29 protein-coding genes and 1 pseudogene are annotated in these 25,212 nt (G+C 69.0%); all 30 read left to right on the forward strand.

Annotation, left to right across the window (positions count from 1 at the left end):
- Positions 1-135: 135 nt before the first annotated feature.
- Positions 136-777, forward strand: a pseudogene (gene rplJ / locus ACWHYA_RS08645) (50S ribosomal protein L10); the annotation flags it as partial.
- A gap of 175 nt (positions 778-952) precedes the next feature.
- Positions 953-1,351, forward strand: a complete 399-nt coding sequence (gene rplL, locus ACWHYA_RS08650; protein WP_425944058.1) for a 50S ribosomal protein L7/L12 — start codon at positions 953-955, stop codon at positions 1,349-1,351.
- Between the two features lie 399 nt (positions 1,352-1,750).
- Entirely contained in the window at positions 1,751-5,224 is a 3,474-nt protein-coding gene (gene rpoB, locus ACWHYA_RS08655) for a DNA-directed RNA polymerase subunit beta (RefSeq protein ID WP_425944056.1), read from the forward strand.
- A gap of 129 nt (positions 5,225-5,353) precedes the next feature.
- On the forward strand, positions 5,354-9,283 hold the full coding sequence (locus ACWHYA_RS08660) for a DNA-directed RNA polymerase subunit beta' (protein WP_425944054.1): 3,930 nt from the start codon (positions 5,354-5,356) through the stop codon (positions 9,281-9,283).
- 416 nt (positions 9,284-9,699) lie between these two features.
- On the forward strand, positions 9,700-10,074 hold the full coding sequence (gene rpsL / locus ACWHYA_RS08665; RefSeq protein ID WP_097188205.1) for a 30S ribosomal protein S12: 375 nt from the start codon (positions 9,700-9,702) through the stop codon (positions 10,072-10,074).
- Positions 10,074-10,544 (forward strand): 30S ribosomal protein S7, encoded by a 471-nt coding sequence (gene rpsG, locus ACWHYA_RS08670; protein ID WP_425944052.1) that lies wholly within the window; start codon positions 10,074-10,076, stop codon positions 10,542-10,544. Before rpsL ends, rpsG begins: the two co-directional genes overlap by 1 nt.
- A 110-nt stretch (positions 10,545-10,654) precedes the next feature.
- Positions 10,655-12,757 (forward strand): elongation factor G, encoded by a 2,103-nt coding sequence (gene fusA / locus ACWHYA_RS08675; RefSeq protein ID WP_425944050.1) that lies wholly within the window; start codon positions 10,655-10,657, stop codon positions 12,755-12,757.
- 122 nt (positions 12,758-12,879) lie between these two features.
- Positions 12,880-14,073, forward strand: coding sequence for an elongation factor Tu (gene tuf / locus ACWHYA_RS08680; protein WP_425944048.1), 1,194 nt, complete (start codon positions 12,880-12,882; stop codon positions 14,071-14,073).
- A 167-nt stretch (positions 14,074-14,240) separates the two neighbouring features.
- Positions 14,241-14,795 (forward strand): YceI family protein, encoded by a 555-nt coding sequence (locus ACWHYA_RS08685; protein ID WP_237769954.1) that lies wholly within the window; start codon positions 14,241-14,243, stop codon positions 14,793-14,795.
- 375 nt (positions 14,796-15,170) lie between these two features.
- Positions 15,171-15,479 (forward strand): 30S ribosomal protein S10, encoded by a 309-nt coding sequence (gene rpsJ / locus ACWHYA_RS08690; RefSeq protein ID WP_006946210.1) that lies wholly within the window; start codon positions 15,171-15,173, stop codon positions 15,477-15,479.
- 8 nt (positions 15,480-15,487) lie between these two features.
- Positions 15,488-16,150, forward strand: a complete 663-nt coding sequence (gene rplC, locus ACWHYA_RS08695; RefSeq protein ID WP_425944044.1) for a 50S ribosomal protein L3 — start codon at positions 15,488-15,490, stop codon at positions 16,148-16,150.
- Between the two features lie 8 nt (positions 16,151-16,158).
- Positions 16,159-16,821, forward strand: coding sequence for a 50S ribosomal protein L4 (gene rplD, locus ACWHYA_RS08700; protein WP_425944042.1), 663 nt, complete (start codon positions 16,159-16,161; stop codon positions 16,819-16,821).
- Entirely contained in the window at positions 16,818-17,114 is a 297-nt protein-coding gene (gene rplW / locus ACWHYA_RS08705; RefSeq protein ID WP_425944040.1) for a 50S ribosomal protein L23, read from the forward strand. Before rplD ends, rplW begins: the two co-directional genes overlap by 4 nt.
- Before the next feature lie 36 nt (positions 17,115-17,150).
- Positions 17,151-17,981 carry a 50S ribosomal protein L2 gene (rplB, locus tag ACWHYA_RS08710; RefSeq protein WP_425944038.1) on the forward strand — a complete coding sequence of 277 codons (831 nt, stop codon included), beginning with the start codon at positions 17,151-17,153 and terminating at the stop codon, positions 17,979-17,981.
- A gap of 17 nt (positions 17,982-17,998) precedes the next feature.
- Complete coding sequence (rpsS, locus tag ACWHYA_RS08715; protein ID WP_075956900.1) at positions 17,999-18,280, forward strand: 30S ribosomal protein S19; 282 nt, start codon at positions 17,999-18,001, stop codon at positions 18,278-18,280.
- Positions 18,281-18,306: 26 nt separating this feature from the next.
- Positions 18,307-18,675, forward strand: coding sequence for a 50S ribosomal protein L22 (gene rplV / locus ACWHYA_RS08720; RefSeq protein WP_425944195.1), 369 nt, complete (start codon positions 18,307-18,309; stop codon positions 18,673-18,675).
- Positions 18,675-19,544: a 30S ribosomal protein S3 gene (rpsC, locus tag ACWHYA_RS08725; protein WP_425944036.1), complete on the forward strand. Its 870-nt coding sequence runs from the start codon at positions 18,675-18,677 to the stop codon at positions 19,542-19,544. The genes rplV and rpsC overlap by 1 nt, the downstream gene beginning before the upstream one ends.
- Positions 19,544-19,963 carry a 50S ribosomal protein L16 gene (gene rplP / locus ACWHYA_RS08730; protein WP_141339053.1) on the forward strand — a complete coding sequence of 140 codons (420 nt, stop codon included), beginning with the start codon at positions 19,544-19,546 and terminating at the stop codon, positions 19,961-19,963. Before rpsC ends, rplP begins: the two co-directional genes overlap by 1 nt.
- Positions 19,963-20,220, forward strand: a complete 258-nt coding sequence (rpmC, locus tag ACWHYA_RS08735; RefSeq protein WP_425944033.1) for a 50S ribosomal protein L29 — start codon at positions 19,963-19,965, stop codon at positions 20,218-20,220. Before rplP ends, rpmC begins: the two co-directional genes overlap by 1 nt.
- A gap of 2 nt (positions 20,221-20,222) precedes the next feature.
- On the forward strand, positions 20,223-20,567 hold the full coding sequence (gene rpsQ / locus ACWHYA_RS08740; protein ID WP_425944031.1) for a 30S ribosomal protein S17: 345 nt from the start codon (positions 20,223-20,225) through the stop codon (positions 20,565-20,567).
- Positions 20,568-20,643: 76 nt separating this feature from the next.
- Positions 20,644-21,012, forward strand: a complete 369-nt coding sequence (gene rplN / locus ACWHYA_RS08745) for a 50S ribosomal protein L14 (protein WP_425944029.1) — start codon at positions 20,644-20,646, stop codon at positions 21,010-21,012.
- Between the two features lie 3 nt (positions 21,013-21,015).
- On the forward strand, positions 21,016-21,363 hold the full coding sequence (rplX, locus tag ACWHYA_RS08750; RefSeq protein ID WP_425944027.1) for a 50S ribosomal protein L24: 348 nt from the start codon (positions 21,016-21,018) through the stop codon (positions 21,361-21,363).
- Between the two features lie 5 nt (positions 21,364-21,368).
- Positions 21,369-21,971 carry a 50S ribosomal protein L5 gene (rplE, locus tag ACWHYA_RS08755; RefSeq protein ID WP_425944025.1) on the forward strand — a complete coding sequence of 201 codons (603 nt, stop codon included), beginning with the start codon at positions 21,369-21,371 and terminating at the stop codon, positions 21,969-21,971.
- Positions 21,972-21,974: 3 nt separating this feature from the next.
- Positions 21,975-22,160, forward strand: coding sequence for a type Z 30S ribosomal protein S14 (locus ACWHYA_RS08760; RefSeq protein WP_425944023.1), 186 nt, complete (start codon positions 21,975-21,977; stop codon positions 22,158-22,160).
- A gap of 124 nt (positions 22,161-22,284) precedes the next feature.
- Positions 22,285-22,683 carry a 30S ribosomal protein S8 gene (gene rpsH / locus ACWHYA_RS08765; protein WP_425944021.1) on the forward strand — a complete coding sequence of 133 codons (399 nt, stop codon included), beginning with the start codon at positions 22,285-22,287 and terminating at the stop codon, positions 22,681-22,683.
- Positions 22,684-22,705: 22 nt separating this feature from the next.
- On the forward strand, positions 22,706-23,245 hold the full coding sequence (gene rplF / locus ACWHYA_RS08770; RefSeq protein ID WP_425944019.1) for a 50S ribosomal protein L6: 540 nt from the start codon (positions 22,706-22,708) through the stop codon (positions 23,243-23,245).
- A 3-nt stretch (positions 23,246-23,248) separates the two neighbouring features.
- A complete protein-coding gene (gene rplR / locus ACWHYA_RS08775) occupies positions 23,249-23,623 on the forward strand; it encodes a 50S ribosomal protein L18 (protein WP_425944017.1) in 375 nt (124 codons plus the stop codon).
- A gap of 30 nt (positions 23,624-23,653) precedes the next feature.
- A complete protein-coding gene (gene rpsE, locus ACWHYA_RS08780) occupies positions 23,654-24,337 on the forward strand; it encodes a 30S ribosomal protein S5 (RefSeq protein WP_425944015.1) in 684 nt (227 codons plus the stop codon).
- Positions 24,337-24,519 carry a 50S ribosomal protein L30 gene (gene rpmD, locus ACWHYA_RS08785; RefSeq protein ID WP_141339071.1) on the forward strand — a complete coding sequence of 61 codons (183 nt, stop codon included), beginning with the start codon at positions 24,337-24,339 and terminating at the stop codon, positions 24,517-24,519. The genes rpsE and rpmD overlap by 1 nt, the downstream gene beginning before the upstream one ends.
- A 2-nt stretch (positions 24,520-24,521) precedes the next feature.
- Positions 24,522-24,995, forward strand: a complete 474-nt coding sequence (gene rplO / locus ACWHYA_RS08790) for a 50S ribosomal protein L15 (protein ID WP_425944013.1) — start codon at positions 24,522-24,524, stop codon at positions 24,993-24,995.
- The last annotated feature ends 217 nt before the right edge of the window (positions 24,996-25,212 follow it).

Here is a 25,212-nt window from a genome sequence, read left to right on the forward strand (position 1 = left end):
GCGCAGGATGAAACGAGCCTCGCTCAGCGGGCGACCCTGGTCGCCCCTGCAGCGTCCGAGCCCCGTGCGCCTGCGCCGGGGCTCGTTGTCGTGCGGCCCGGGGGTAGCCGGCACCACGTGACGAAGGAGGCCACCATGGCGACGCCCGAGAAGGCCGCAGCCATTGCCGAGCTGACGGAGAAGTTCCGCAGCTCCGGTGCGGCCGTGCTGACCAACTACCGCGGTCTGACGGTGAGCCAGCTCACCGAGCTCCGCGGCACGATGCGCGAGCACGCCACCTACGCCGTGGTGAAGAACACGCTGACCAGGCGCGCTGCCGCCGAGGCCGGGATCGAGGGCCTGGACGAGCACCTGGTCGGGCCCACCGCGATCGCCTTCGTCGAGGGCGACCCGGTCGCCGTCGCCAAGGGTCTGCGTGACTTCACCAAGGCCAACCCGGCCCTGGTCATCAAGGCGGGGGTGCTCGACGGCAAGCCGTTGACCCCCGAGGAGATCACCAAGCTCGCGGACCTCGAGTCCCGCGAGGTCCTGCTGGCCAAGCTCGCAGGCGCCATGAAGGCGAACCTGAGCAAGGCCGCCTCCCTCTTCGCCGCCCCGCTGTCGCAGACCGCCAGGGTCGTCGACGCGCTGCGCGCGAAGGTCGAGGAGCAGGGCGGTCCCGCCGCCGCGCCGGCCGAGGCCGACGCTGCTCCGCAGGCTCCGGCCGAGGACACCACCGCCGAGGCTCCGGCCGAGGACACCACCGCCGAGGCTCCGGCCGAGGACACCACCGCCGAGGCTCCGGCCGAGGACACCACCGCCGAGGCTCCGGCCGAGGACACCACCGCCGAGGCTCCGGCCGAGGACACCACCGACGTCGCCGAGGGTGGCGACGACAGCTGAGACGACCGTCCGGTCCGACCAGCAGCACCACCCCCCACGCCACTCACGGCACGAGAGAAAGGACGCCATCATGGCGAAGCTGAGCACCGAGGAGCTTCTTGACCAGTTCAAGGAGATGACCCTGATCGAGCTGTCCGAGTTCGTCAAGGCCTTCGAGGACACCTTCGAGGTCACCGCCGCCGCCCCGGTCGCCGTCGCGGCCGCCGGTGCGCCGGCCGCAGGCGGCGGCGACGCCGGTGCGGGCGCCGCCGAGGAGCAGGACGAGTTCGACGTCGTCCTCGAGGCCGCCGGCGACAAGAAGATCCAGGTCATCAAGGAGGTCCGTGCGCTGACCTCCCTCGGCCTGAAGGAGGCCAAGGACCTCGTCGACGGGGCCCCCAAGCCGGTCCTGGAGAAGGTCGACAAGGAGACCGCCGACAAGGCCAAGGAGCAGCTCGAGGGCGCCGGCGCCACCGTCACCCTCAAGTGAGCCCCTTCCGGACGGCCTGACCGTCCGGGACCGCTCCGCCACGGGCGGGGTCGCACCAGCGCATGCGCTGGTTGCGGCCCCGCCCGTCGGGCGTTCCGGGGACGCGACGGCGCGGCGACGGTGCGGCCCACCGGCGCGCACGCTTGACGAACGCCCCCCGGAGGGGCACAGTTGCTGCCACGACGACGCCGTCGCGGCAAGGGGGACGCCGCAGGGGTTGGACGACGTGTGTCTGGACGTGTATGCTGTCGCTTTGCGCTGCCCTGCACCTGCCTCCCGCCCACCGCTGACCGCTGCCGCACGTCGAGACCTCGTCGTGCCCCTCGGTCCGGCACGCGAGGGAGCAGGTCCTGGCCGCGATGAACCTAGCCGCCCCCAGGCCCGTGGAAGGACCAATCCTTGGCTGCCTCGCGCACTGCGAAGAAGACTGTGTCCACCGCTCGTACGGCTTCCGGCCGTCTGAGCTTCGCTAAGATCAGGGAGCCTCTCGAGGTTCCCGACCTGCTCGCCCTCCAGACCGAGAGCTTCGACTGGCTGCTCGGCAACGAGGCGTGGCAGGCGCGTGTCGCCGCCGCCCAGGCCGACGGACGCGACGACATTCCCAGCACCTCCGGTCTGGAGGAGATCTTCGAGGAGATCTCCCCGATCGAGGACTTCTCCGGTTCCATGTCCCTGAGCTTCCGGGACCACCGGTTCGAGGAGCAGAAGTACTCCATCGAGGAGTGCCAGGAGAAGGACATGACCTACTCCGCGCCGCTCTTCGTGACCGCGGAGTTCATCAACAACTCCACCGGTGAGATCAAGAGCCAGACCGTCTTCATGGGCGACTTCCCGCTCATGACGCCGCGCGGCACGTTCATCGTCAACGGGACCGAGCGGGTCGTCGTCTCCCAGCTGGTCCGTTCCCCGGGCGTCTACTTCGAGCGCAGCCTCGACAAGACCTCCGACAAGGACATCTTCTCGGCCAAGGTCATCCCCAGCCGCGGTGCCTGGCTGGAGTTCGAGATCGACAAGCGTGACCAGGTCGGCGTGCGCGTGGACCGCAAGCGCAAGCAGAGCGTCACGGTGCTCCTGAAGGCCCTGGGCATGTCCGAGGCCGAGATCCTCGAGCAGTTCGGCGACTACGAGTCGATCCGGGCCACCCTGGAGAAGGACCACACCGCCGGCCAGGACGAGGCGCTGCTGGACATCTACCGCAAGCTGCGTCCGGGCGAACCGCCCACCAAGGAGGCCGCCCAGAACCTGCTGGACAACCTCTACTTCAACCCCAAGCGCTACGACCTGGCCAAGGTCGGCCGCTACAAGGTCAACAAGAAGCTGGGGCTGCAGGCGCCGCTCGGCGAGTCCGTGCTCGGTCTGGACGACATCGTCTCCACGATCCGCTACATCGTCGCGCTGCACGCCGGGGAGACCACCCTGGACGCGCCGGCCGGCGAGCTGCCGGTCGAGGTCGACGACATCGACCACTTCGGCAACCGTCGTCTGCGCAGCGTCGGCGAGCTCATCCAGAACCAGGTCCGCACGGGCCTGTCCCGGATGGAGCGCGTCGTCCGCGAGCGGATGACCACCCAGGACGTCGAGGCGATCACGCCGCAGACCCTGATCAACATCCGGCCCGTCGTCGCCTCCATCAAGGAGTTCTTCGGCACCAGCCAGCTGTCCCAGTTCATGGACCAGAACAACCCGCTCTCCGGGCTGACGCACAAGCGTCGTCTGTCCGCGCTGGGTCCGGGTGGTCTGTCGCGTGACCGTGCCGGCATGGAGGTCCGTGACGTCCACCCCAGCCACTACGGTCGCATGTGCCCGATCGAGACCCCCGAGGGTCCGAACATCGGTCTGATCGGCTCGTTGGCCTCCTACGGGCGGATCAACCCCTTCGGCTTCGTCGAGACCCCCTACCGGCGGGTCGCCGACGGCAAGGTCACCGACGAGGTCGACTACCTCTCCGCCGACGAGGAGGACCGCTTCGTCATCGCCCAGGCCAACGCCCAGCTCGGTGACGACGGCACCTTCCTCGACGAGCGCGTGCTCGTGCGGGCCCACGACGGCGAGGCCGTCGACGTGCCCGCCAGCGAGGTGGAGTACATGGACGTCTCGGCGCGCCAGATGGTGTCGGCCGCGACGGCGATGATCCCCTTCCTGGAGCACGACGACGCCAACCGCGCGCTCATGGGCGCCAACATGCAGCGTCAGGCCGTCCCGCTCGTGCGGGCCGAGGCTCCGCTCGTGGGCACGGGTATGGAGCACCGCGCCGCCCTGGACTCGGGCGACGTCGTGCGCGCCGGCAAGCCGGGCGTGGTCCAGGAGGTCTCCGCCGACCTGGTCACCGTGGCCAACGACGACGGCACCTACACCTCCTACCGCATCGGCAAGTTCACCCGCTCCAACCAGGGCAACTGCTACAACCAGCAGGTCCGCGTGGACACCGGGCAGCGGGTCGAGGCCGGCGGTCTCATCGCCGACGGACCGGCCACCGACGGCGGGGAGATGGCTCTGGGTCGCAACCTGCTGGTCGCGTTCATGCCGTGGGAGGGCTACAACTACGAGGACGCCATCATCCTCTCCCAGCGCATCGTCCAGGACGACGTGCTCTCCTCCATCCACATCGAGGAGCACGAGCTCGACGCCCGGGACACCAAGCTGGGCCCGGAGGAGATCACCCGGGACATCCCGAACGTCTCCGACGAGGTGCTGGCCGACCTCGACGAGCGCGGCATCATCCGCATCGGCGCCGAGGTGCGCGACGGCGACCTGCTCGTCGGCAAGGTCACGCCCAAGGGTGAGACCGAGCTGACGCCGGAGGAGCGCCTGCTGCGCGCCATCTTCGGGGAGAAGGCCCGCGAGGTGCGCGACACCTCGATGAAGGTCCCCCACGGCGAGACCGGCACCGTCATCGGCGTCAAGGTGTTCGACCGTGAGGAGGGTGACGAGCTGCCCCCGGGCGTGAACCAGCTGGTCCGCGTCTACGTCGCCAACAAGCGCAAGATCACCGACGGCGACAAGCTGGCCGGCCGCCACGGCAACAAGGGCGTCATCTCCAAGATCCTCCCGGTGGAGGACATGCCCTTCCTCGAGGACGGGACCCCGGTCGACGTCGTGCTCAACCCGCTGGGCGTGCCCGGCCGGATGAACATCGGCCAGATCCTGGAGCTGCACCTGGGCTGGGCCGCCGCGCAGGGCTGGAAGATCGAGGGCGACCCGGAGTGGGCCGATCTCATCCCGGCGGACGCCCGCGAGGCCGAGCCGCGCACCCGTGTGGCCAGCCCGGTCTTCGACGGTGCCCGCGAGGAGGAGATCACCGGTCTGCTGGAGTCGACCACCCCCGCGCGGGACGGTCAGCGCCTCATCGGTGCCAGCGGCAAGGCGAAGATGTTCGACGGTCGCTCCGGCGAGCCCTACCCGGACCCGGTCTCCGTCGGCTACATGTACATCCTCAAGCTGCACCACCTCGTGGACGACAAGATCCACGCCCGCAGCACGGGGCCGTACTCGATGATCACCCAGCAGCCGCTGGGCGGGAAGGCGCAGTTCGGCGGTCAGCGCTTCGGCGAGATGGAGGTCTGGGCCCTGGAGGCCTACGGCGCCGCGTACGCCCTGCAGGAGCTGCTGACGATCAAGTCCGACGACGTCACCGGTCGCGTCAAGGTCTACGAGTCCATCGTCAAGGGCGACAACGTGCCCGAGCCCGGCATCCCCGAGTCCTTCAAGGTGCTCATCAAGGAGATGCAGTCGCTGTGCCTGAACGTGGAGGTCCTCTCCTCCGACGGCACGCAGATCGACCTGCGCGAGTCGGACACCGAGGTGTTCCGCGCGGCCGAGGAGCTCGGCATCGACCTGTCCCGGCGGGAGCCGAGCAGCGTCGAGGAGGTCTAGGCCGGGGGCGCGCACGCGCCTGCCCCCGGTGGAACGAGGTCGCCGGGCGACGCCTCGACAGAGGCAACGCCCGGCGACCCACCCACGAACGAACTTTTCACTGCATACCTGACGAAAAGGAAGCACGAAGTGCTGGACGTCAACTTCTTCGACGAGCTTCGTATCGGCCTGGCCACCGCGGACGACATCCGCACCTGGAGCCACGGTGAGGTCAAGAAGCCCGAGACCATCAACTACCGCACCCTGAAGCCGGAGAAGGACGGGCTCTTCTGCGAGAAGATCTTCGGTCCCACCCGCGACTGGGAGTGCTACTGCGGCAAGTACAAGCGCGTTCGCTTCAAGGGCATCATCTGCGAGCGCTGCGGCGTCGAGGTGACCCGCGCCGGCGTGCGCCGCGAGCGCATGGGCCACATCGAGCTGGCCGCGCCCGTGACCCACATCTGGTACTTCAAGGGCGTCCCCTCGCGCCTGGGCTACCTGCTCGACCTGGCCCCGAAGGACCTGGAGAAGGTCATCTACTTCGCGGCCTACATGATCACGCACGTGGACGAGGAGCAGCGGCACGCCGACCTGCCCAGCCTCGAGGCGCAGATCCAGACCGAGAAGAAGGCGCTGGAGAACCGTCGCGACGCCGACGTCGAGGAGCGCGCCAAGAAGCTGGAGTCCGACCTGGCCGAGCTCGAGGCAGAGGGTGCCAAGGCCGACGCCCGGCGCAAGGTCAAGGACGGCGCCGAGCGGGAGATGAACCAGATCCGCCGGCGTGCCGACCAGCAGATCGAGCGGCTCGAGCAGGTCTGGGACCGCTTCAAGAACCTCAAGATCCAGGACCTCGAGGGCGACGAGGTGCTCTACCGCGAGATGCGGGACCGCTTCGGCATGTACTTCGAGGGCGGGATGGGCGCCGCGGCGCTGCAGAAGCGTCTGCAGACCTTCGACCTGGACGCCGAGGCGGCCTCGCTGCGCGAGACCATCGCGACCGGCAAGGGCCAGCGCAAGACCCGCGCCATCAAGCGGCTCAAGGTCGTCACCTCGTTCCTGCAGACCAAGAACGAGCCGGCCGGGATGGTCCTGGACTGCGTCCCGGTCATCCCGCCGGACCTGCGGCCGATGGTCCAGCTGGACGGTGGACGCTTCGCGACCTCCGACCTCAACGACCTCTACCGTCGTGTCATCAACCGCAACAACCGCCTCAAGCGGCTGCTCGACCTCGGTGCCCCCGAGATCATCGTCAACAACGAGAAGCGGATGCTGCAGGAGGCCGTGGACTCGTTGTTCGACAACGGTCGTCGTGGCCGCGCCGTCACCGGTCCGGGCAACCGGCCGCTGAAGTCCCTGTCCGACATGCTCAAGGGCAAGCAGGGCCGCTTCCGTCAGAACCTGCTGGGCAAGCGCGTGGACTACTCGGGCCGTTCGGTCATCGTGGTGGGTCCGCAGCTGAAGCTTCACCAGTGCGGCCTGCCCAAGCAGATGGCGCTGGAGCTGTTCAAGCCGTTCGTCATGAAGCGCCTGGTCGACCTGGACCACGCGCAGAACATCAAGTCGGCCAAGCGCATGGTCGAGCGGGGCCGCAGCGTCGTCTGGGACGTGCTCGAGGAGGTCATCACCGACCACCCCGTGCTGCTCAACCGGGCACCCACGCTGCACCGCCTCGGCATCCAGGCCTTCGAGCCGCAGCTGGTCGAGGGCAAGGCCATCCAGATCCACCCGCTGGTCTGCACCGCCTTCAACGCCGACTTCGACGGTGACCAGATGGCCGTGCACCTGCCGCTGTCGGCCGAGGCCCAGGCGGAGGCGCGCATCCTCATGCTCTCCTCCAACAACATCCTCAAGCCGGCCGACGGTCGCCCGGTGACCATGCCCACCCAGGACATGGTGATCGGCCTGTTCCACCTGACCTCGCCCAGCGAGCCGGGCCAGGGCAGCGACCACACGGTCGTCGACGCGGACGGGCAGGACCACCTGCGCGCGTTCAGCTCGGTCGCCGAGGCCCAGATGGCCTTCGACGCCGGACAGATCGCGCTTGGGACGCCGATCCGGCTGCGCCTGACCGACACCGCGCCCCCGCTGGGCCACGAGCTCCCCGAGGGGGCCGTCGTGACCGACGACGGCGTCGTGGACGCCTTCGAGCTGGACACGACGCTGGGCCGGGCGGTCTTCAACGACGCCCTGCCGCCGAACTACGCCTACGTCGACGACGTGGTGGAGAAGAAGCGCCTCTCGGCGATCGTCAACGACCTGGCCGAGCGCTACACGAAGGTGCAGGTCGCGGCGAGCCTCGACGCCCTCAAGGACCTGGGCTTCCACTTCGCGACCCGTTCGGGCACGACGGTGGCGATCTCCGACGTGCAGACGCCGGAGCGCAAGATCGAGATCCTCTCCGGCTACGAGGCCAAGGCCGCCAAGGTGCAGCTGCAGTACGAGCGCGGTCTGATCACCGACGACGAGCGTCGCCAGGAGCTCGTGGAGATCTGGACCCAGGCGACCAACGAGGTCGCCAAGGAGCTGGAGACCACGATGCCCAAGGACAACACCATCTACCGGATGGTCACCTCCGGGGCGCGAGGCAACTGGTTCCAGCTGCGGCAGATCGCCGGCATGCGAGGCCTGATGGCCAACCCCAAGGGCGAGATCATCCCGCGGCCGATCAAGTCGAACTTCCGCGAGGGCCTGTCCGTGCTGGAGTTCTTCATCTCCACGCACGGCGCCCGCAAGGGGCTGGCGGACACCGCGCTGCGGACCGCCGACTCCGGCTACCTGACCCGTCGCCTCGTCGACGTGTCCCAGGACGTCATCATCCGTGAGGACGACTGCGGCACCGAGCGCGGCTTCGTCATGCCGATCGCGGTCCGCCTGGAGAGCGGCGCCCTGCGCGAGCACGACGACGTGGAGACGGCCGTCTACGCCCGCACCCTGGTCGAGACGATCACTTCCGAGGACGGCGAGGTGCTGGCCGAGGCCGGGATCGACCTGGGTGACGTGGTCATCGACCGCCTGGTGGCTGCCGGCGTCGAGCAGGTCAAGGTCCGCTCGGTCCTGACCTGCGAGTCGCTGGTCGGCACCTGCGCGCGGTGCTACGGCCGCTCGCTGGCCACCGGCAAGCTCGTGGACATCGGCGAGGCGGTCGGCATCATCGCCGCCCAGTCGATCGGCGAGCCCGGCACCCAGCTGACGATGCGCACCTTCCACACCGGTGGTGTGGCCGGCGACGACATCACGCAGGGTCTGCCCCGCGTCGTCGAGCTGTTCGAGGCCCGCACCCCCAAGGCGGTCGCCCCGATCGCCGAGGCCAGCGGCCGGATCGAGATCGAGGACACCGACAAGACGCGGCGCCTCCTGCTCACCCCGGACGACGGCTCGGAGGAGCACGCCTACCCGGTCAGCAAGCGCGCGCGCCTGCTGGTCCAGGACGGGCAGCACGTCGAGGTCGGTGCCCAGCTGGTCACCGGTGCGATCGACCCCAAGCAGGTCCTGCGCATCCTCGGCCCCCGCGCCACCCAGCAGCACCTGGTGGACGAGGTCCAGCACGTCTACCGTCAGCAGGGCGTGTCGATCCACGACAAGCACATCGAGGTCATCGTGCGGCAGATGCTGCGCCGGATCACGGTCATCGAGGCCGGCGACGCCGAGCTGCTGCCGGGCACCCTGGTGGAGCGCGGCCGGTTCGAGGCCGAGAACCGCCGGGTCGTCTCCGAGGGCGGGCGCCCGGCGTCCGGCCGGCCCGAGCTCATGGGCATCACCAAGGCCTCGCTGGCCACCGACTCGTGGCTCTCGGCGGCCTCCTTCCAGGAGACCACCCGGGTGCTCACCGAGGCGGCCATGGAGGCCAAGAGCGACCCGCTGCTCGGCCTGAAGGAGAACGTCATCCTCGGCAAGCTGATCCCCGCGGGGACCGGACTGCCGCGCTACCGGAACCTGCCGGTGGAGCCGACCGAGGAGGCCAAGGCCGAGGCCTACGCCCCGCCGGTCTACGAGGACTTCGACTACGCCGGCGCGTTCGGCCAGGGCACCGGCGAGGCCGTGCGCCTCGAGGACCTGCCCGCGGGCGACGAGCGCTACTGACCCCGTCGGGTCGGGCCCGTCCCGGCCCCAGGTCCGCCGCGAGGGGCGGGTATGCCGTGCGAACGGCATACCCGCCCCTCGTGCGTGGCGAAAGGTCCGGGCGGGGAGCGCGCACCGTGATTTGTCCGTGCCCCCCGGCAGCCGGTACTCTGGAGAACTGTGTGTGGGCCAGGCCCTGCACGCGTGCAGGTGCCCGGTCCCCGACCAGGCCCGACCACGACCATCTCTCGCCGGGCAGTCCGCCCCGGTCCCGCCCGTGAGGCACATCATGCACCACGGCGGGTCGGACGGGAAGTGCAGGGGAGAGCAGCGTGTCCGACCTCCTTCCCGGGGGACGGACAGGCGAAACCCAAGGAGCGCGACCCGCGGCGAGCAGCCGGGGGACCCGCGGAAGACCAACGACTGACGGAGAATCAGTGCCCACGATCAACCAGCTCGTCCGCAAGGGCCGCTCGGACAAGGTGAAGAAGTCCGACTCGCCGGCCCTCAAGGGCAACCCGCAGCGCCGCGGCGTCTGCACCCGCGTCTACACCACCACCCCCAAGAAGCCGAACTCCGCCCTGCGCAAGGTCGCCCGTGTGCGCCTGACCAGCGGCGTCGAGGTCACGGCCTACATTCCGGGCGTCGGCCACAACCTGCAGGAGCACTCGATCGTGCTCGTCCGCGGCGGCCGCGTGAAGGACCTTCCGGGTGTCCGCTACAAGATCATCCGCGGGTCCCTGGACACGCAGGGCGTCAAGGGGCGCAACCAGTCCCGCTCCCGCTACGGCGCGAAGAAGGAGAAGAAGTAATGCCTCGTAAGGGCCCCGCTCCCAAGCGCCCGCTGATCCAGGACCCGGTCTACGGCAGCCAGCTGGTCACCCAGCTCGTCAACAAGATCCTCACGGACGGCAAGAAGTCCACCGCCGAGCGCATCGTCTACGGCGCCCTCGAGGGCTGCCGGGCCAAGACCGGCACCGACCCGGTGCAGACGCTCAAGCGTGCGCTGGACAACGTCAAGCCGGCCCTGGAGGTCAAGTCCCGTCGCGTCGGTGGCGCCACCTACCAGGTGCCGATCGAGGTCAAGCCGGGCCGCAGCACCACGCTGGCCCTGCGCTGGCTCGTCGGCTACTCCCGTCAGCGTCGCGAGAAGACGATGACCGAGCGCCTGATGAACGAGATCCTCGACGCGAGCAACGGCCTGGGCGCCGCGGTGAAGCGTCGCGAGGACACGCACAAGATGGCCGAGGCCAACAAGGCCTTCGCGCACTACCGCTGGTGACCGCGCGGGGGTGAGGGTATGCCGCGCGCGCCCGCCCGGGCGCCGCGCGCCCCTCGCCCCCCGCACCCGCCGCACACGACGACGAGCACCACCAAGCAGAGAGAGAGACCGTGGCACAGGACGTCCTGACGGACCTGACGAAGGTCCGCAACATCGGCATCATGGCGCACATCGATGCCGGCAAGACGACGACCACCGAGCGCATCCTGTTCTACACGGGTGTCAAGCACAAGATGGGCGAGACGCACGACGGCGCGTCGACGACCGACTGGATGGACCAGGAGAAGGAGCGGGGGATCACCATCACCTCCGCCGCCGTCACCAGCTTCTGGAAGGGCACGCAGATCAACCTGATCGACACGCCCGGCCACGTGGACTTCACCGTCGAGGTGGAGCGCAACCTGCGCGTGCTCGACGGCGCCGTCGCCGTTTTCGACGGCAAGGAGGGTGTCGAGCCCCAGTCCGAGACCGTCTGGCGCCAGGCCGACAAGTACGGCGTCCCCCGCATGTGCTTCATCAACAAGATGGACAAGATGGGGGCCGACTTCTACTTCTCGGTCAAGACCATGGTGGACCGCCTCGGCGCGACCCCGCTGGTCATGCAGCTGCCGATCGGGTCCGAGGCCGACTTCGTCGGCATGGTCGACCTGGTGAGCATGAAGGCGCTCACCTGGTCCATCGACACCCCGCTGGGTGAGGCCTACGAGACCGGGGACATCCCGGCCGACCTGCAGGAGCGGGCGGACGAGTACCGCAGCATCCTGCTCGAGCGGGTCGCCGAGTCCGACGACCAGCTGCTGGAGAAGTACCTCGGCGGCGAGGAGCTGACCGAGGAGGAGATCAAGGCCGGTGTGCGTGCGCTGACCCTGGCCGGCGAGGTCAACCCGGTGTTCTGCGGGACGGCGTTCAAGAACAAGGGCGTGCAGCCCCTGCTCGACGCGGTCGTGGCCTACCTGCCCTCCCCGGTGGACCTGCCCCCGACCGAGGGGCACAAGCCCGGTGACGAGGAGACGGTCATCACCCGCAGCCCGGACACCAAGGAGCCGTTCGCGGCCCTGGCGTTCAAGATCGCCTCGCACCCCTTCTTCGGCACCCTGACCTACATCCGGGTCTACTCCGGCGAGATCACCGCGGGCTCGCCCGTGATGAACGCGACCAAGGGTCGCAAGGAGCGTCTGGGCAAGCTGTTCCAGATGCACGCCAACAAGGAGAACCCGGTCGAGAAGGTCTCCGCGGGTCACATCTACGCCGTGATCGGGCTCAAGGACACGACCACGGGGGACACCCTGTGCGACGTCGGCCAGCAGATCATCCTGGAGTCGATGACCTTCCCGGAGCCGGTCATCCACGTGGCGATCGAGCCCAGGACCAAGGGTGACCAGGAGAAGCTGGGCACCGCGATCCAGAAGCTCGCGCAGGAGGACCCCACCTTCACCGTCCGTCTGGACGAGGAGACTGGTCAGACCGTCATCGGCGGCATGGGCGAGCTCCACCTCGACATCCTCGTGGACCGGATGAAGCGCGAGTTCAAGGTGGAGGCGAACGTGGGCGCCCCCCAGGTCGCCTACCGCGAGACCATCCGGCGCAAGGTGGAGAAGTTCGACTACACCCACAAGAAGCAGACGGGTGGGTCGGGCCAGTTCGCCAAGATCCAGATCGCGCTGGAGCCGATGGAGACCGGCGAGGGCGAGCTCTACACCTTCGAGAACGTCGTCACCGGTGGCCGGGTCCCCAAGGAGTACATCCCCTCGGTGGACCACGGCATCCAGGACGCCATGCAGCTGGGCATCCTGGCCGGCTACCCGGTCGTGGGGGTCAAGGCGACCCTTCTCGACGGTGCCTACCACGACGTCGACTCCTCGGAGATGGCGTTCAAGATCGCCGGCTCGATGGCCTTCAAGGAGGCCGCCCGCAAGGCCGACCCGGTCCTGCTCGAGCCGGTCATGGCCGTCGAGGTGCGCACGCCCGAGGACTACATGGGCGACGTCATCGGCGACCTGAACTCGCGCCGCGGGCACATCCAGGCGATGGAGGACGTCTCCGGCGCCAAGGTGGTCCGGGCCGTCGTGCCGCTGTCCGAGATGTTCGGGTACGTTGGTGACCTCCGGTCCAAGACCCAGGGTCGTGCCAACTACACGATGCAGTTCGACTCCTACGCCGAGGTTCCCCGGAACGTCGCGGAGGAGATCATCAAGAAGGTCCGCGGCGAGTGAGCTGACAAGTCACTTCGCCCTGCGGAGTGATGGACCGACGCACCACCTTTCCAGCAAACCAGTGAACGTCGTCGCGGCACCCAGCCGGTGACGAGCACAACCCGTCCAACAGGAGGACCCCAGTGGCCAAGGCCAAGTTCGAGCGGAGCAAGCCGCACGTCAACATCGGAACGATCGGTCACATCGACCACGGCAAGACCACGTTGACGGCTGCCATCTCCAAGGTGCTGCACGACAAGTACCCGACCCTGAACGAGGCGTCGCCGTTCGACTCGATCGACAAGGCTCCGGAGGAGCGTCAGCGCGGTATCACGATCTCGATCGCGCACATCGAGTACCAGACCGAGAAGCGCCACTACGCGCACGTCGACTGCCCCGGTCACGCCGACTACGTGAAGAACATGATCACCGGTGCGGCCCAGATGGACGGCGCCATCCTCGTGGTCGCCGCCACCGACGGCCCGATGCCGCAGACCAAGGAGCACGTCCTCCTGGCCCGCCAGGTCGGCGTCCCCTACATCGTCGTGGCGCTGAACAAGTCCGACATGGTCGACGACGAGGAGATCATGGAGCTCGTCGAGATGGAGGTCCGCGAGCTGCTGTCCTCCTACGAGTTCCCCGGCGACGACCTCCCGGTCGTGCGCGTCTCCGCGCTCAAGGCCCTCGAGGGCGACGAGAAGTGGGCCCAGAGCGTGGCCGACCTCATGGACACGGTGGACGAGTACATCCCCGAGCCGGAGCGTGACCTCGACAAGCCGTTCATGATGCCCGTCGAGGACGTGTTCACGATCACCGGTCGTGGCACCGTCGTCACCGGTCGTATCGAGCGCGGCGTCCTGAAGGTCAACGAGGAGGTGGAGATCGTCGGCATCAAGGAGAACTCGATGAAGACGACCGTCACCGGCATCGAGATGTTCCGCAAGCTGCTCGACGAGGGTCGGGCGGGCGAGAACGTCGGTCTGCTGCTCCGTGGCACCAAGCGCGAGGAGGTGGAGCGCGGCCAGGTCATCGTCAAGCCGGGCTCGATCACCCCGCACACCGAGTTCGAGGCCCAGGCCTACATCCTGAGCAAGGACGAGGGTGGCCGCCACACCCCGTTCTACGACAACTACCGTCCGCAGTTCTACTTCCGGACCACGGACGTGACCGGCGTGTGCCACCTGCCCGAGGGCACCGAGATGGTCATGCCCGGCGACAACACCGACATGCGCGTGGAGCTGATCCAGCCGATCGCCATGGAGGAGGGCCTGATGTTCAACATCCGCGAGGGTGGCCGCACCGTCGGCGCCGGCCGGGTCACCAAGATCCTCAAGTGACCTGACCCTCCCGGTCCAGCAGGCCCCCGCCACCCACCCGGTGGCGGGGGCCTGCTGCATGTCCTGGTGTCCTCCCGGCCTTTCGGGCCGGTGGCAGGTACGCTGCGGAAGGACAGGACCACCGCGCCGGCACGGGCGCGGGCGACCATGACAACAGGAGGAGTCCCGTGGCCGACCTCGACCCAGCGATGGCGGGCGTGTGGCGTTTCGACCCGGGCCACACGCGCATCGGCTTCTCCGCCCGGCACGCCATGGTCACCACGGTGCGGGGCACGTTCACCGACGTGGAGGGGACCATCCACGTCGACGCCGAGAGCGTCTCCGCCTCCCGGGTGGAGGTGCGGCTGGGCACGGCGAGCGTCACCACGAACAACGAGCAGCGGGACGAGCACCTGCGCTCCATCGACTTCTTCGACGCCGAGCGCTACCCCGACATCCGGTTCGTCTCCTCCACCATCGACGAGGTCGAGGAGGGCAACTTCATGGTCGTGGGGGACCTGACCATCAAGGAGGTCACCAAGCAGGTGGCCATCCCGATCGCCCTGCTCGGGGTGCAGCGCGACCCCATGGGAAACCTGCGGGCCGGCTTCGAGGCCACCCGCCGGCTCAACCGCAGGGACTTCGGGCTGCACTGGAACATGCCCCTGGACACCGGCGGGGTGCTGGTGTCGGAGAAGGTGAGCCTCGAGTTCGAGATCTCCGCCATCAAGCAGGAGAGCTGACCGGGCGGACACCCGGACGACCCACCCTCCCGGGGGCCCGACCGGGCGGATTTGGGGTGCGCCACCGCTTCGTGGCACACTAGGCAGGTTGCTTGACGCGTGACGCGCACCCGTGTGTGCGTCGCCAGCCGTCCGGCACGCGCGATCGTCGTGGTCGGGGCAGCCGCCCCGGGGACACGGAAGGAGCGCGGGCGACGGCAGCGCAAGCCCCGGCGGTCGCCGGGACGGACACCAGCCCGATGAAGTAGCGCGAGCGAGCGTGGGACACCTCCGCAGGAGGCGCGACACGCCCGACCGCGGGGGTCGGAGTCCGGTCCAGGGTGACCGACGGTCCAGGAATGTTCTGTAGGACGACGAGAGAGAGTCAGACAAGCGATGGCGGGACAGAAGATCCGCATCCGGCTGAAGTCTTATGACCACGAGGTCATCGACAGCTCGGCGCGCAAGATCGTTGACACGGTGACCCGTGCCGGCGCCACCGTGGTCGGCCCGGTGCCGCTCCCGACGGAGAAGAACGTCTTCTGCGTCATCCGGTCGCCCCACAAGTACAAGGACAGCCGCGAGCACTTCGAGATGCGCACCCACAAGCGGCTCATCGACATCGTCGACCCGACGCCCAAGGCGGTCGACTCGTTGATGCGCCTCGACCTGCCGGCGGACGTCAACATCGAGATCAAGCTGTGAGTGTGACGATGACTGCTACCACTACCACCGTGCGCGCCGTCAAGGGTGTCCTCGGCGAGAAGCTCGGCATGACCCAGGTCTGGGACGCCGAGAACCGCTTGGTGCCCGTGACGGTCGTCAAGGCCGGCCCCTGCGTCGTGACCCAGGTCCGCGACGCGCAGACCGACGGGTACGACGCCGTCCAGATCGGCTTCGGCACGATCGACCCCCGCAAGGTCACCCAGCCGCTGCGCGGCCACTTCGAGAAGGCCGGGGTCACCCCGCGCCGCCACCTCGTGGAGCTGCGCACCTCCGACGCCGGGGAGTACCAGCTCGGCCAGGAGGTCACGGTCGAGACCTTCGAGGACGGTCAGCGGGTCGACGTCACCGGCACCACCAAGGGCAAGGGCTTCGCCGGCGTCATGAAGCGTCACGGCTTCCACGGCGTGGGCGCCTCCCACGGTGCGCACCGCAACCACCGCAAGCCTGGCTCGATCGGTGGCTGCGCCACCCCGGGCAAGGTCTTCAAGGGCCTGCGCATGGCCGGCCGCATGGGCGGCGTGCGTCAGACCACCCCGAACCTGACCATCCACGCCGTGGACGCCGACAAGGGCCTGCTGCTGATCAAGGGTGCCGTTCCCGGCCCTCGTGGCGGCATCGTCCTGGTCCGCACGGCCGCGAAGGGGGCGTGAACATCATCATGGCACTTCCGACCGTCTCCGTTCACACACCGGCCGGTGGCTCCGCCGGCACCACGGAGCTGCCCGCCGAGCTGTTCGACGTGCAGACCAACGTGCCGCTGATCCACCAGGTCGTCGTGGCCCAGCTGGCCGCGGCCCGCCAGGGGACGCACTCCACCAAGACCCGCGGCGAGGTCCGCGGCGGTGGGCGCAAGCCCTACCGCCAGAAGGGCACCGGCCGCGCCCGCCAGGGCTCGGTCCGTGCGCCGCAGTTCGCCGGCGGTGGCGTCGTCCACGGCCCGCAGCCGCGGAACTACGCCCAGCGGACCCCCAAGAAGATGAAGGCCGCCGCGCTGCGCGGGGCGCTGTCCGACCGGGCCCGTCACGGCCGCATCCACGTGCTGACCGCGCTCGTCGAGGGTGAGACCCCCTCGACCAGCACCGCGTGGGCGGCACTGTCCGGCCTCACCGAGCGGCCCAACCTGCTGGTGGTCATCGACCGTGCCGACGAGATCGGGCTGAAGAGCCTGCGCAACCTCGCCGACGTGCACGTGCTCTTCGTCGACCAGCTCAACACCTACGACGTGCTGTGCGCCGACGACGTGGTCTTCACCCAGGCCGCGCTGGACGCCTTCGTGTCCCGCGCCGGCACGGCCGCACCGGCCACCGAGGAGGAGAAGTGAGCACCGTGCAGAAGGACCCGCGCGACATCCTGCTGTCGCCGGTCGTCTCCGAGAAGTCCTACGCGCTGCTGGACCAGGGAAAGTACACCTTCCTGGTCGACCCGCGCGCGAACAAGTCCGAGATCAAGAAGGCCGTCGAGAACATCTTCGGCGTCAAGGTCTCCTCGGTCCACACCCTGAACCGCCCGGGCAAGTCGCGCCGCACGCGGTTCGGCACCGGCCGCCGCAAGGACGTCAAGCGCGCGATCGTCACGCTCAAGGACGGCACCATCGACATCTTCGGCACGCTCTGAGCGCCGAGGGTCTAGAGCTAAAGGACTGCAACCCACATGGCTATCCGTAAGTACAAGCCGACGACGCCGGGCCGACGCGGCTCCAGCGTGGCGGACTTCGTCGAGGTGACCCGCACCACGCCGGAGAAGTCCCTGGTGCGGCCGCTGAGCAAGACCGGCGGACGCAACGCCTCCGGTCGGATCACCACCCGCCACATCGGCGGCGGGCACAAGCGTGCCTACCGCGTGATCGACTTCCGCCGTGCCGACAAGGACGGCGTGAACGCCAAGGTCGCCCACATCGAGTACGACCCCAACCGCACCGCCCGCATCGCGCTGCTGCACTACACCGACGGCGAGAAGCGCTACATCGTCGCGCCGAACAAGCTGCGCCAGGGCGACACGATCGAGAACGGGCCGTCCGCGGACATCAAGCCCGGCAACAACCTGCCGCTGCGCAACATCCCGGTCGGCACCGTCGTGCACTGCATCGAGCTCCGCCCCGGTGGCGGCGCCAAGATCGCCCGTTCCGCCGGCACCCGCGTCCAGCTGGTCGCCAAGGAGGGCAAGATGGCGCAGCTGCGCATGCCCTCCGGCGAGATCCGCAACGTCGACTCGCGCTGCCGCGCGACCGTCGGCGAGGTCGGCAACGCCGAGCAGAGCAACATCAACTGGGGCAAGGCGGGCCGGATGCGGTGGAAGGGACGTCGTCCCACCGTGCGCGGTGTCGTGATGAACCCGGTGGACCACCCGCACGGTGGTGGTGAGGGTCGCACGTCCGGCGGTCGCCACCCGGTCAGCCCGTGGGGCCAGCCCGAGGGTCGGACCCGTAAGCCCAACAAGCCCAGCGACAAGCTCATCGTGCGTCGTCGCGGCAAGAAGCGCTGAGCTAGGAGTAACGACAGATGCCTCGCAGCCTGAAGAAGGGCCCGTTCGTCGACGACCACCTCACCAAGAAGGTGGACGCGCAGAACGAGGCCGGAACCAAGAACGTCATCAAGACCTGGTCCCGCCGGTCGATGATCACCCCCGAGATGCTCGGCCACACCCTGGCCGTGCACGACGGCCGCAAGCACGTCCCGGTCTTCGTGACCGAGTCGATGGTCGGCCACAAGCTCGGTGAGTTCGCTCCGACCCGCACGTTCAAGGGTCACGAGAAGGACGACAAGAAGGGCCGCCGACGTTGAGCACCACGACCAGCGAAGGACAGACGATGGAAGCCAGGGCCCAGGCCCGGTTCGTCCGCGTGACGCCCATGAAGGCGCGTCGCGTGGTGGACCTGATCCGCGGCAAGAGCATCGCCGAGGCGGTCGCCCTCATGCGGTTCGCCCCGCAGAGCGCCAGCGAGCCCGTGCTCAAGGTGCTCAACAGTGCCGTGGCCAACGCCCGGTTCGCCGCCGACCAGACCGGCACCGCCTTCGACGAGACCACCCTCGTGGTCTCCTCCGCCTACGTGGACGAGGGCCCGACCATGAAGCGGTTCCGGCCGCGCGCCCAGGGCCGCGCCAGCCGCATCAACAAGCGTACGAGCCACATCACCGTGATCGTCGCTCCTCGTACCCCCAAGGGAGGTGCCCGCTGATGGGGCAGAAGATCAACCCGAACGGCTACCGCCTGGGTATCACGACCGACCACCGCAGCCGCTGGTTCGCCGACTCGACCAAGCCGGGTCAGCGCTACCGCGACTACGTGAAGGAGGACGTCGCCATCCGACGTCTCCTCTCCACCGGCATGGACCGCGCCGGCATCTCCAAGGTGGAGATCGAGCGCACCCGTGACCGCGTCCGGGTGGACATCCACACCGCCCGTCCGGGCATCGTCATCGGTCGCCGTGGCGCCGAGGCCGACCGCATCCGTGGCGAGCTGGAGAAGCTCACCGGCAAGCAGGTGCAGCTGAACATCCTCGAGGTCAAGAACCCCGAGGTCGACGCGCAGCTCGTCGCCCAGGGCGTTGCCGAGCAGCTGGCTGCCCGCGTGACGTTCCGCCGCGCGATGCGCAAGGGCCTGCAGTCGTCGCTGCGCGCCGGTGCCAAGGGCATCCGGATCCAGTGCTCGGGCCGCCTCGGTGGCGCCGAGATGTCTCGCTCGGAGTTCTACCGCGAGGGCCGGGTGCCCCTGCACACCCTCCGCGCGAACATCGACTACGGCTTCTACGAGGCCAAGACGACCTTCGGCCGCATCGGCGTGAAGGTCTGGATCTACAAGGGTGACCTCACCGCCAAGGAGCTGGCGCGCGAGGAGGCCACGGCCGAGCGCCCCCGCGGCGACCGTCGCCGGGGCGACCGCCCCGAGCGCGGCCCGCGCGGCGGAGCCGGGGACCGTGGTGACCGTCGAGGCGGCCGCGCCCCGCGCCGCGAGGACGCTCCGGCCGCCGAGGGTGCCTCCACCGAGGTTCCCGTCGCTGCTGCGGCGGAGGCCGCCCCTGCTACCACCGAGGGAGAGCAGTCCTGATGTTGATTCCCCGTCGAGTCAAGCACCGCAAGCAGCACCACCCCAAGCGCAGCGGCATGGCCAAGGGCGGCACGACCGTCGCCTTCGGTGACTACGGCATCCAGGCCCTGGAGCCCGCCTACGTCACCAACCGGCAGATCGAGTCGGCGCGTATCGCCATGACCCGTTACATCAAGCGTGGTGGGAAGGTGTGGATCAACATCTACCCGGACCGTCCGCTGACCAAGAAGCCTGCCGAGACCCGCATGGGTTCCGGCAAGGGCTCGCCCGAGTGGTGGGTGGCCAACGTCAAGCCGGGCCGCGTCATGTTCGAGCTCTCGGGCGTCTCGGAGGAGATCGCCCGCGAGGCGCTCCGGCTGGCGATGCACAAGCTCCCCATGAAGGCCCGTTTCGTCACGCGTGAGGGTGGTGACATCTGATGGCACTGGGTTCCTCGAACCTGACCCCCGAGCAGCTGCGCGGTCTGGAGGCCGGCCCGTTGGCCGACGCCCTGGCCGAGGCCAAGAAGGAGCTGTTCAACCTGCGTTTCCAGTCGGCCACCGGCCAGCTGGACAACCACGGCCGCCTGCGCGCCGTCCGTAGGGACATCGCGCGGATCTACACCGAGATGCGCGAGCGCGAGCTCGGCATCGGCCGCGAGACCGTCGAGACCGAGACCAGCGAGAAGGTGGGCTGAGGATGAGCGAGAACACCACGACCGAGGTCGAGGCCAGCCCGGAGCAGACCGTCGAGGCCCACCAGCCCGACGCGAGCGCCCTGGGCCACGGCGGCGACCGCAACTACCGCAAGACCCGCCAGGGCCTGGTGGTCAGCGACAAGATGGACAAGACCGTCGTGGTCGTCGTGGAGGACCGCGTCAAGCACGCCCTCTACGGCAAGGTCCTGCGTCGCAGCCACAAGGTGAAGGCGCACGACGAGGGCAACACCGCCGGCGTCGGCGACCGCGTCCTCATCATGGAGACCCGCCCGCTCAGCGCGACCAAGCGCTGGCGCGTGGTGGAGATCCTCGAGAAGGCCAAGTAAGCAACACCCGTCCACAACGTTCGGCCAGGCTCGGCCCCCCGGGGCGAGAACCAGCCGGCACCTAGGAGAACGAACAGTGATCCAGCAGGAGTCGCGACTTCGTGTCGCCGACAACACCGGTGCCAAGGAGCTCCTGTGCATCCGCGTGCTCGGTGGCTCCGGCCGCCGCTACGCCGGCATCGGGGACACCATCGTGGCCACCGTCAAGGACGCGATCCCCGGCGGCAACGTCAAGAAGGGCGACGTCGTCAAGGCGGTCGTCGTGCGCACGCGCAAGGAGCGCCGTCGTCCCGACGGCAGCTACATCAAGTTCGACGAGAACGCAGCGGTGATCCTCAAGACCGACGGTGACCCTCGGGGCACCCGCATCTTCGGCCCGGTGGGCCGCGAGCTGCGTGACAAGAAGTTCATGAAGATCGTCTCGCTCGCGCCGGAGGTGATCTGAGCCATGGCGAAGATGAAGATCAAGAAGAACGACCTCGTGCAGGTCATCGCGGGCAAGGACAAGGGCCTGCAGGGCCGCGTCATCGCCGTCAACACCGACACCGACCGGGTGCTGGTGGAGGGCGTGAACCGCATCACCAAGCACACCCGTGCCGGCGGCGACCGCGGTGTGAACACCGGTGGGATCCAGGTCCAGGAGGCTGCCGTCCACGTGTCCAACGTGATGGTGGTCGACCCCGAGGACAAGCGACCCACCCGTGTGCGCACCCACGTCGAGACCGTCGAGCAGGAGGACGGTCGGACCAAGACGGTGCGCAGCCGCGTTGCGGTGCGCTCGGGTAAGGACCTGTGAGCGACATGACTGAGACCATCAACGAGACCCAGGGCGACGCGGCCGAGGCCGCGGAGGCCCGCACCGCGCCGCGCCTGAAGCAGCGCTACGCCGACGAGATCAAGCCGGCCCTGGTCGAGGAGTTCGGCTACGGCAACGTCATGCAGGTTCCCGGCCTGGTCAAGATCACCGTCAACATGGGCGTGGGGGAGGCGGCCCGCGACAGCAAGCTGATCGAGGGCGCCATCCGCGACCTGGCCACGATCACCGGGCAGAAGCCCTCGGTGACCAAGGCCCGCCGCTCCATCGCGCAGTTCAAGCTGCGCGAGGGGATGCCCATCGGTGCGCACGTCACCCTGCGGGGCGACCGCATGTGGGAGTTCCTGGACCGGCTGCTGTCCCTGGCGCTGCCGCGCATCCGCGACTTCCGCGGGCTCTCGCCCCGGCAGTTCGACGGCCGCGGCAACTACACCTTCGGTCTGACGGAGCAGTCGATGTTCCACGAGATCGACCAGGACCGGATCGACCGCGTCCGCGGGATGGACATCACGGTCGTCACGACCGCCACCACCGACGACGAGGGCCGGGCGCTGCTGAAGCGGCTGGGCTTCCCGTTCAAGGAGAACTGACCCATGGCGAAGACCGCACTGGTCAACAAGGCCAACCGCAAGCCCAAGTTCAAGGTGCGCGCCTACACCCGCTGCCAGCGGTGCGGCCGTCCCCACTCGGTCTACCGCAAGTTCGGCCTGTGCCGGATCTGCCTGCGCGAGATGGCGCACGCCGGCGAGCTGCCCGGCGTGACCAAGTCGAGCTGGTGACCTCAGCCAGCCCGCACGCACGGCATACCCGAAACCTCATCACGCACCACCTGGAACATCGCAGGTCGCCCGCCCGGTCCGCCCGGGCGTGGGGAAACCGCGATGAGAAAGGGCATGAAGCCCCATGACCATGACCGACCCGATCGCGGACATGCTGACCCGCATCCGGAACGCCAACTCGGCGCACAAGGACCAGGTCCGCATGCCGTACTCCAAGCTCAAGTCCAACATCGCCGACATCCTCAAGGCCGAGGGCTACATCGCCTCCTGGTCCGAGCAGGAGGCCGAGGTTGGCAGCACGCTCGTCATCGACCTGAAGTACGGGCCGAACCGCGAGCGCTCCATCGCCGGCGTGCGCCGGGTGTCCAAGCCGGGCCTGCGCGTGTACGCCAAGTCCACCAACATGCCGCGGGTCCTCGGCGGGCTGGGCGTGGCGATCATCTCCACGTCCTCCGGTCTGCTGACCGACCGGCAGGCTGCCCAGAAGGGCGTGGGTGGGGAAGTCCTCGCCTACGTCTGGTGAGCAGGGAAGGAGCCAAGAAGACATGTCTCGTATCGGACGACTCCCCGTTCCCATCCCCGCGGGTGTGGACGTGAACATCGACGGGTCCACCGTCACCGTCAAGGGCCCCAAGGGGCAGCTGGCGCTCGACGTGGTCGAGCCCATCTCCGTGGCCAAGGCCGAGGACGGGGCCCTCGAGGTCTCCCGCCCGGACGACGAGCGGGACTCCCGCTCCCGTCACGGCCTGACCCGCAGCCTCCTGGCCAACATGGTCGAGGGTGTGACCAACGGCTACACCAAGAAGCTCGAGATCCACGGCACCGGTTACCGCGTGACCGCCAAGGGGAGCGACCTCGAGTTCGCCCTGGGCTACTCGCACACGATCCTCATCAAGGCCCCCGAGGGCATCACCTTCGCGGTCGAGAACCCCACCCGGTTCTCGGTCACGGGCATCGACAAGCAGCAGGTCGGCGAGGTCTCTGCCAACATCCGCAAGCTGCGCAAGCCGGACCCGTACAAGGGCAAGGGCGTGCGCTACGAGGGTGAGCACATCCGCCGCAAGGTCGGAAAGGCTGGTAAGTAAGCCATGGCACAGATCGTCAAGCGCTCCAAGACCAAGATGGCGGCGCGCAACCGCCGCCACGTGCGCCTGCGCAAGCGGGTCACCGGCACGGCCGCGCGTCCCCGCCTGGTGGTCAACCGCTCCTCGCGGCACGTCTTCGTCCAGCTGGTCGACGACACCGAGGGCCGCACGCTGGCCTCCGCCTCCACGATGGAGGCCGACCTGCGTGCGCTGGAGGGCGACAAGACCGCCAAGGCCCGTCGCGTGGGCGAGCTGCTCGCCGAGCGCGCGAAGGCCGCCGGCGTCGAGTCGGCCGTCTTCGACCGTGGTGGCAACCGGTACGCCGGTCGCGTCGCCGCGATCGCCGACGGGGCCCGCGAGTCCGGCCTGTCCCTGTGACCACCCCGACGTACGGAAAGAGGAACAACCATGGCTGGTGACTTCCAGCGCCGCGGCACCGGCGACACCAACACCGCCGCCGCGGGTGACGCCCGCGACAACCGTCGGGGCGGGAACCGTGACAACCGCGGCTCCGGGCGCGACCGCGACTCGCGGCGCTCCGGCGGCCGTGAGGACGACCGCAACCAGTACCTGGAGCGGGTCGTCACCATCAACCGCGTCGCCAAGGTCGTCAAGGGCGGCCGTCGCTTCAGCTTCACCGCGCTCGTCGTGGTGGGTGACGGCGACGGATCCGTCGGCGTCGGCTACGGCAAGGCCAAGGAGGTGCCCGCGGCGATCGCCAAGGGCGTGGAGGAGGCGAAGAAGAACTTCTTCCGCGTCCCCCGCATCGCCGGCACCATCCCGCACCCGGTGCAGGGTGAGGCGGCCGCCGGTGTCGTCATGCTCCGTCCGGCCAGCCCCGGTACCGGTGTCATCGCCGGTGGCCCGGTGCGTGCGGTCCTGGAGTGCGCGGGCATCCACGACGTGCTGAGCAAGTCGCTCGGCTCGGACAACTCGATCAACATCGTGCACGCCACGGTGGCGGCCCTGAAGGGTCTGGAGCAGCCGGAGGCCGTGGCCGCCCGGCGCGGCAAGTCCGTCGAGGACGTGGCGCCGGCCGCCATGCTGCGCGCCCGTGCCGCCGCGCGTGCCGAGCAGAAGGCAGGTGCGTGATGGCTCGCCTGAAGGTGACCCAGACGAAGTCGACGGTGGGCACCAAGCACATGCACCGGGAGACGGTTCGGAGCCTCGGCCTGAAGCGCATCGGTGACACCGTCATCAAGGAGGACCGCCCCGAGTTCCGGGGAATGGTCCGCACGGTCGCCCACCTGGTGACCGTCGAGGAGGTTGACTGACCATGGCTGACAGCACGAAGACCACCGAGGGTGGATCCGCGCTGAAGGTCCACCACCTGCGCCCCGCCCCGGGCGCCCGGACCGCCAAGACCCGCGTGGGTCGTGGTGAGGGCTCCAAGGGCAAGAGCGCAGGGCGTGGCACCAAGGGCACGAAGGCCCGCTACCAGGTGCCCGCGACCTTCGAGGGTGGACAGACCCCGATGCACATGCGGCTGCCGAAGCTGCGCGGGTTCAAGAACCCGTTCAAGACGACCTTCCAGGTCGTCAACGTCGCCGACATCGCCGCCCTGTTCCCGCAGGGTGGCACCGTGACCGTCGAGGAGCTCGTGGCCCGCGGCGCGGTCCGCAAGAACCAGCCGGTCAAGGTCCTCGGCGACGGGGAGATCGGCGTGAAGGTGGACGTCACCGCCACGAAGTTCAGCTCCTCCGCCAGGGAGAAGATCGAGGCGGCCGGCGGCAGCGTCACCGAGGCCTGAGCCTCCCACCCCCGGCGGGAGGGAGGGAGACCTCCTCCTCCCGCCCCAGCACGACGGGCCCCGGGCCGCTTCCAGCGGCCCGGGGCCCGACGCGTTCCCGCCGCGACCGGCGCTCCGCCGTTCCCTGCCCCTCAGCGCCGGGTGTTATCGTCGTCGGCGATCACGCCCGCACCCGGCGCCAGCCCGCCCCCCGGGCCCACGTGTCCCGGGGACCACA

The sequence above is a fragment of the Ornithinimicrobium carbonis genome (assembly GCF_977012275.1).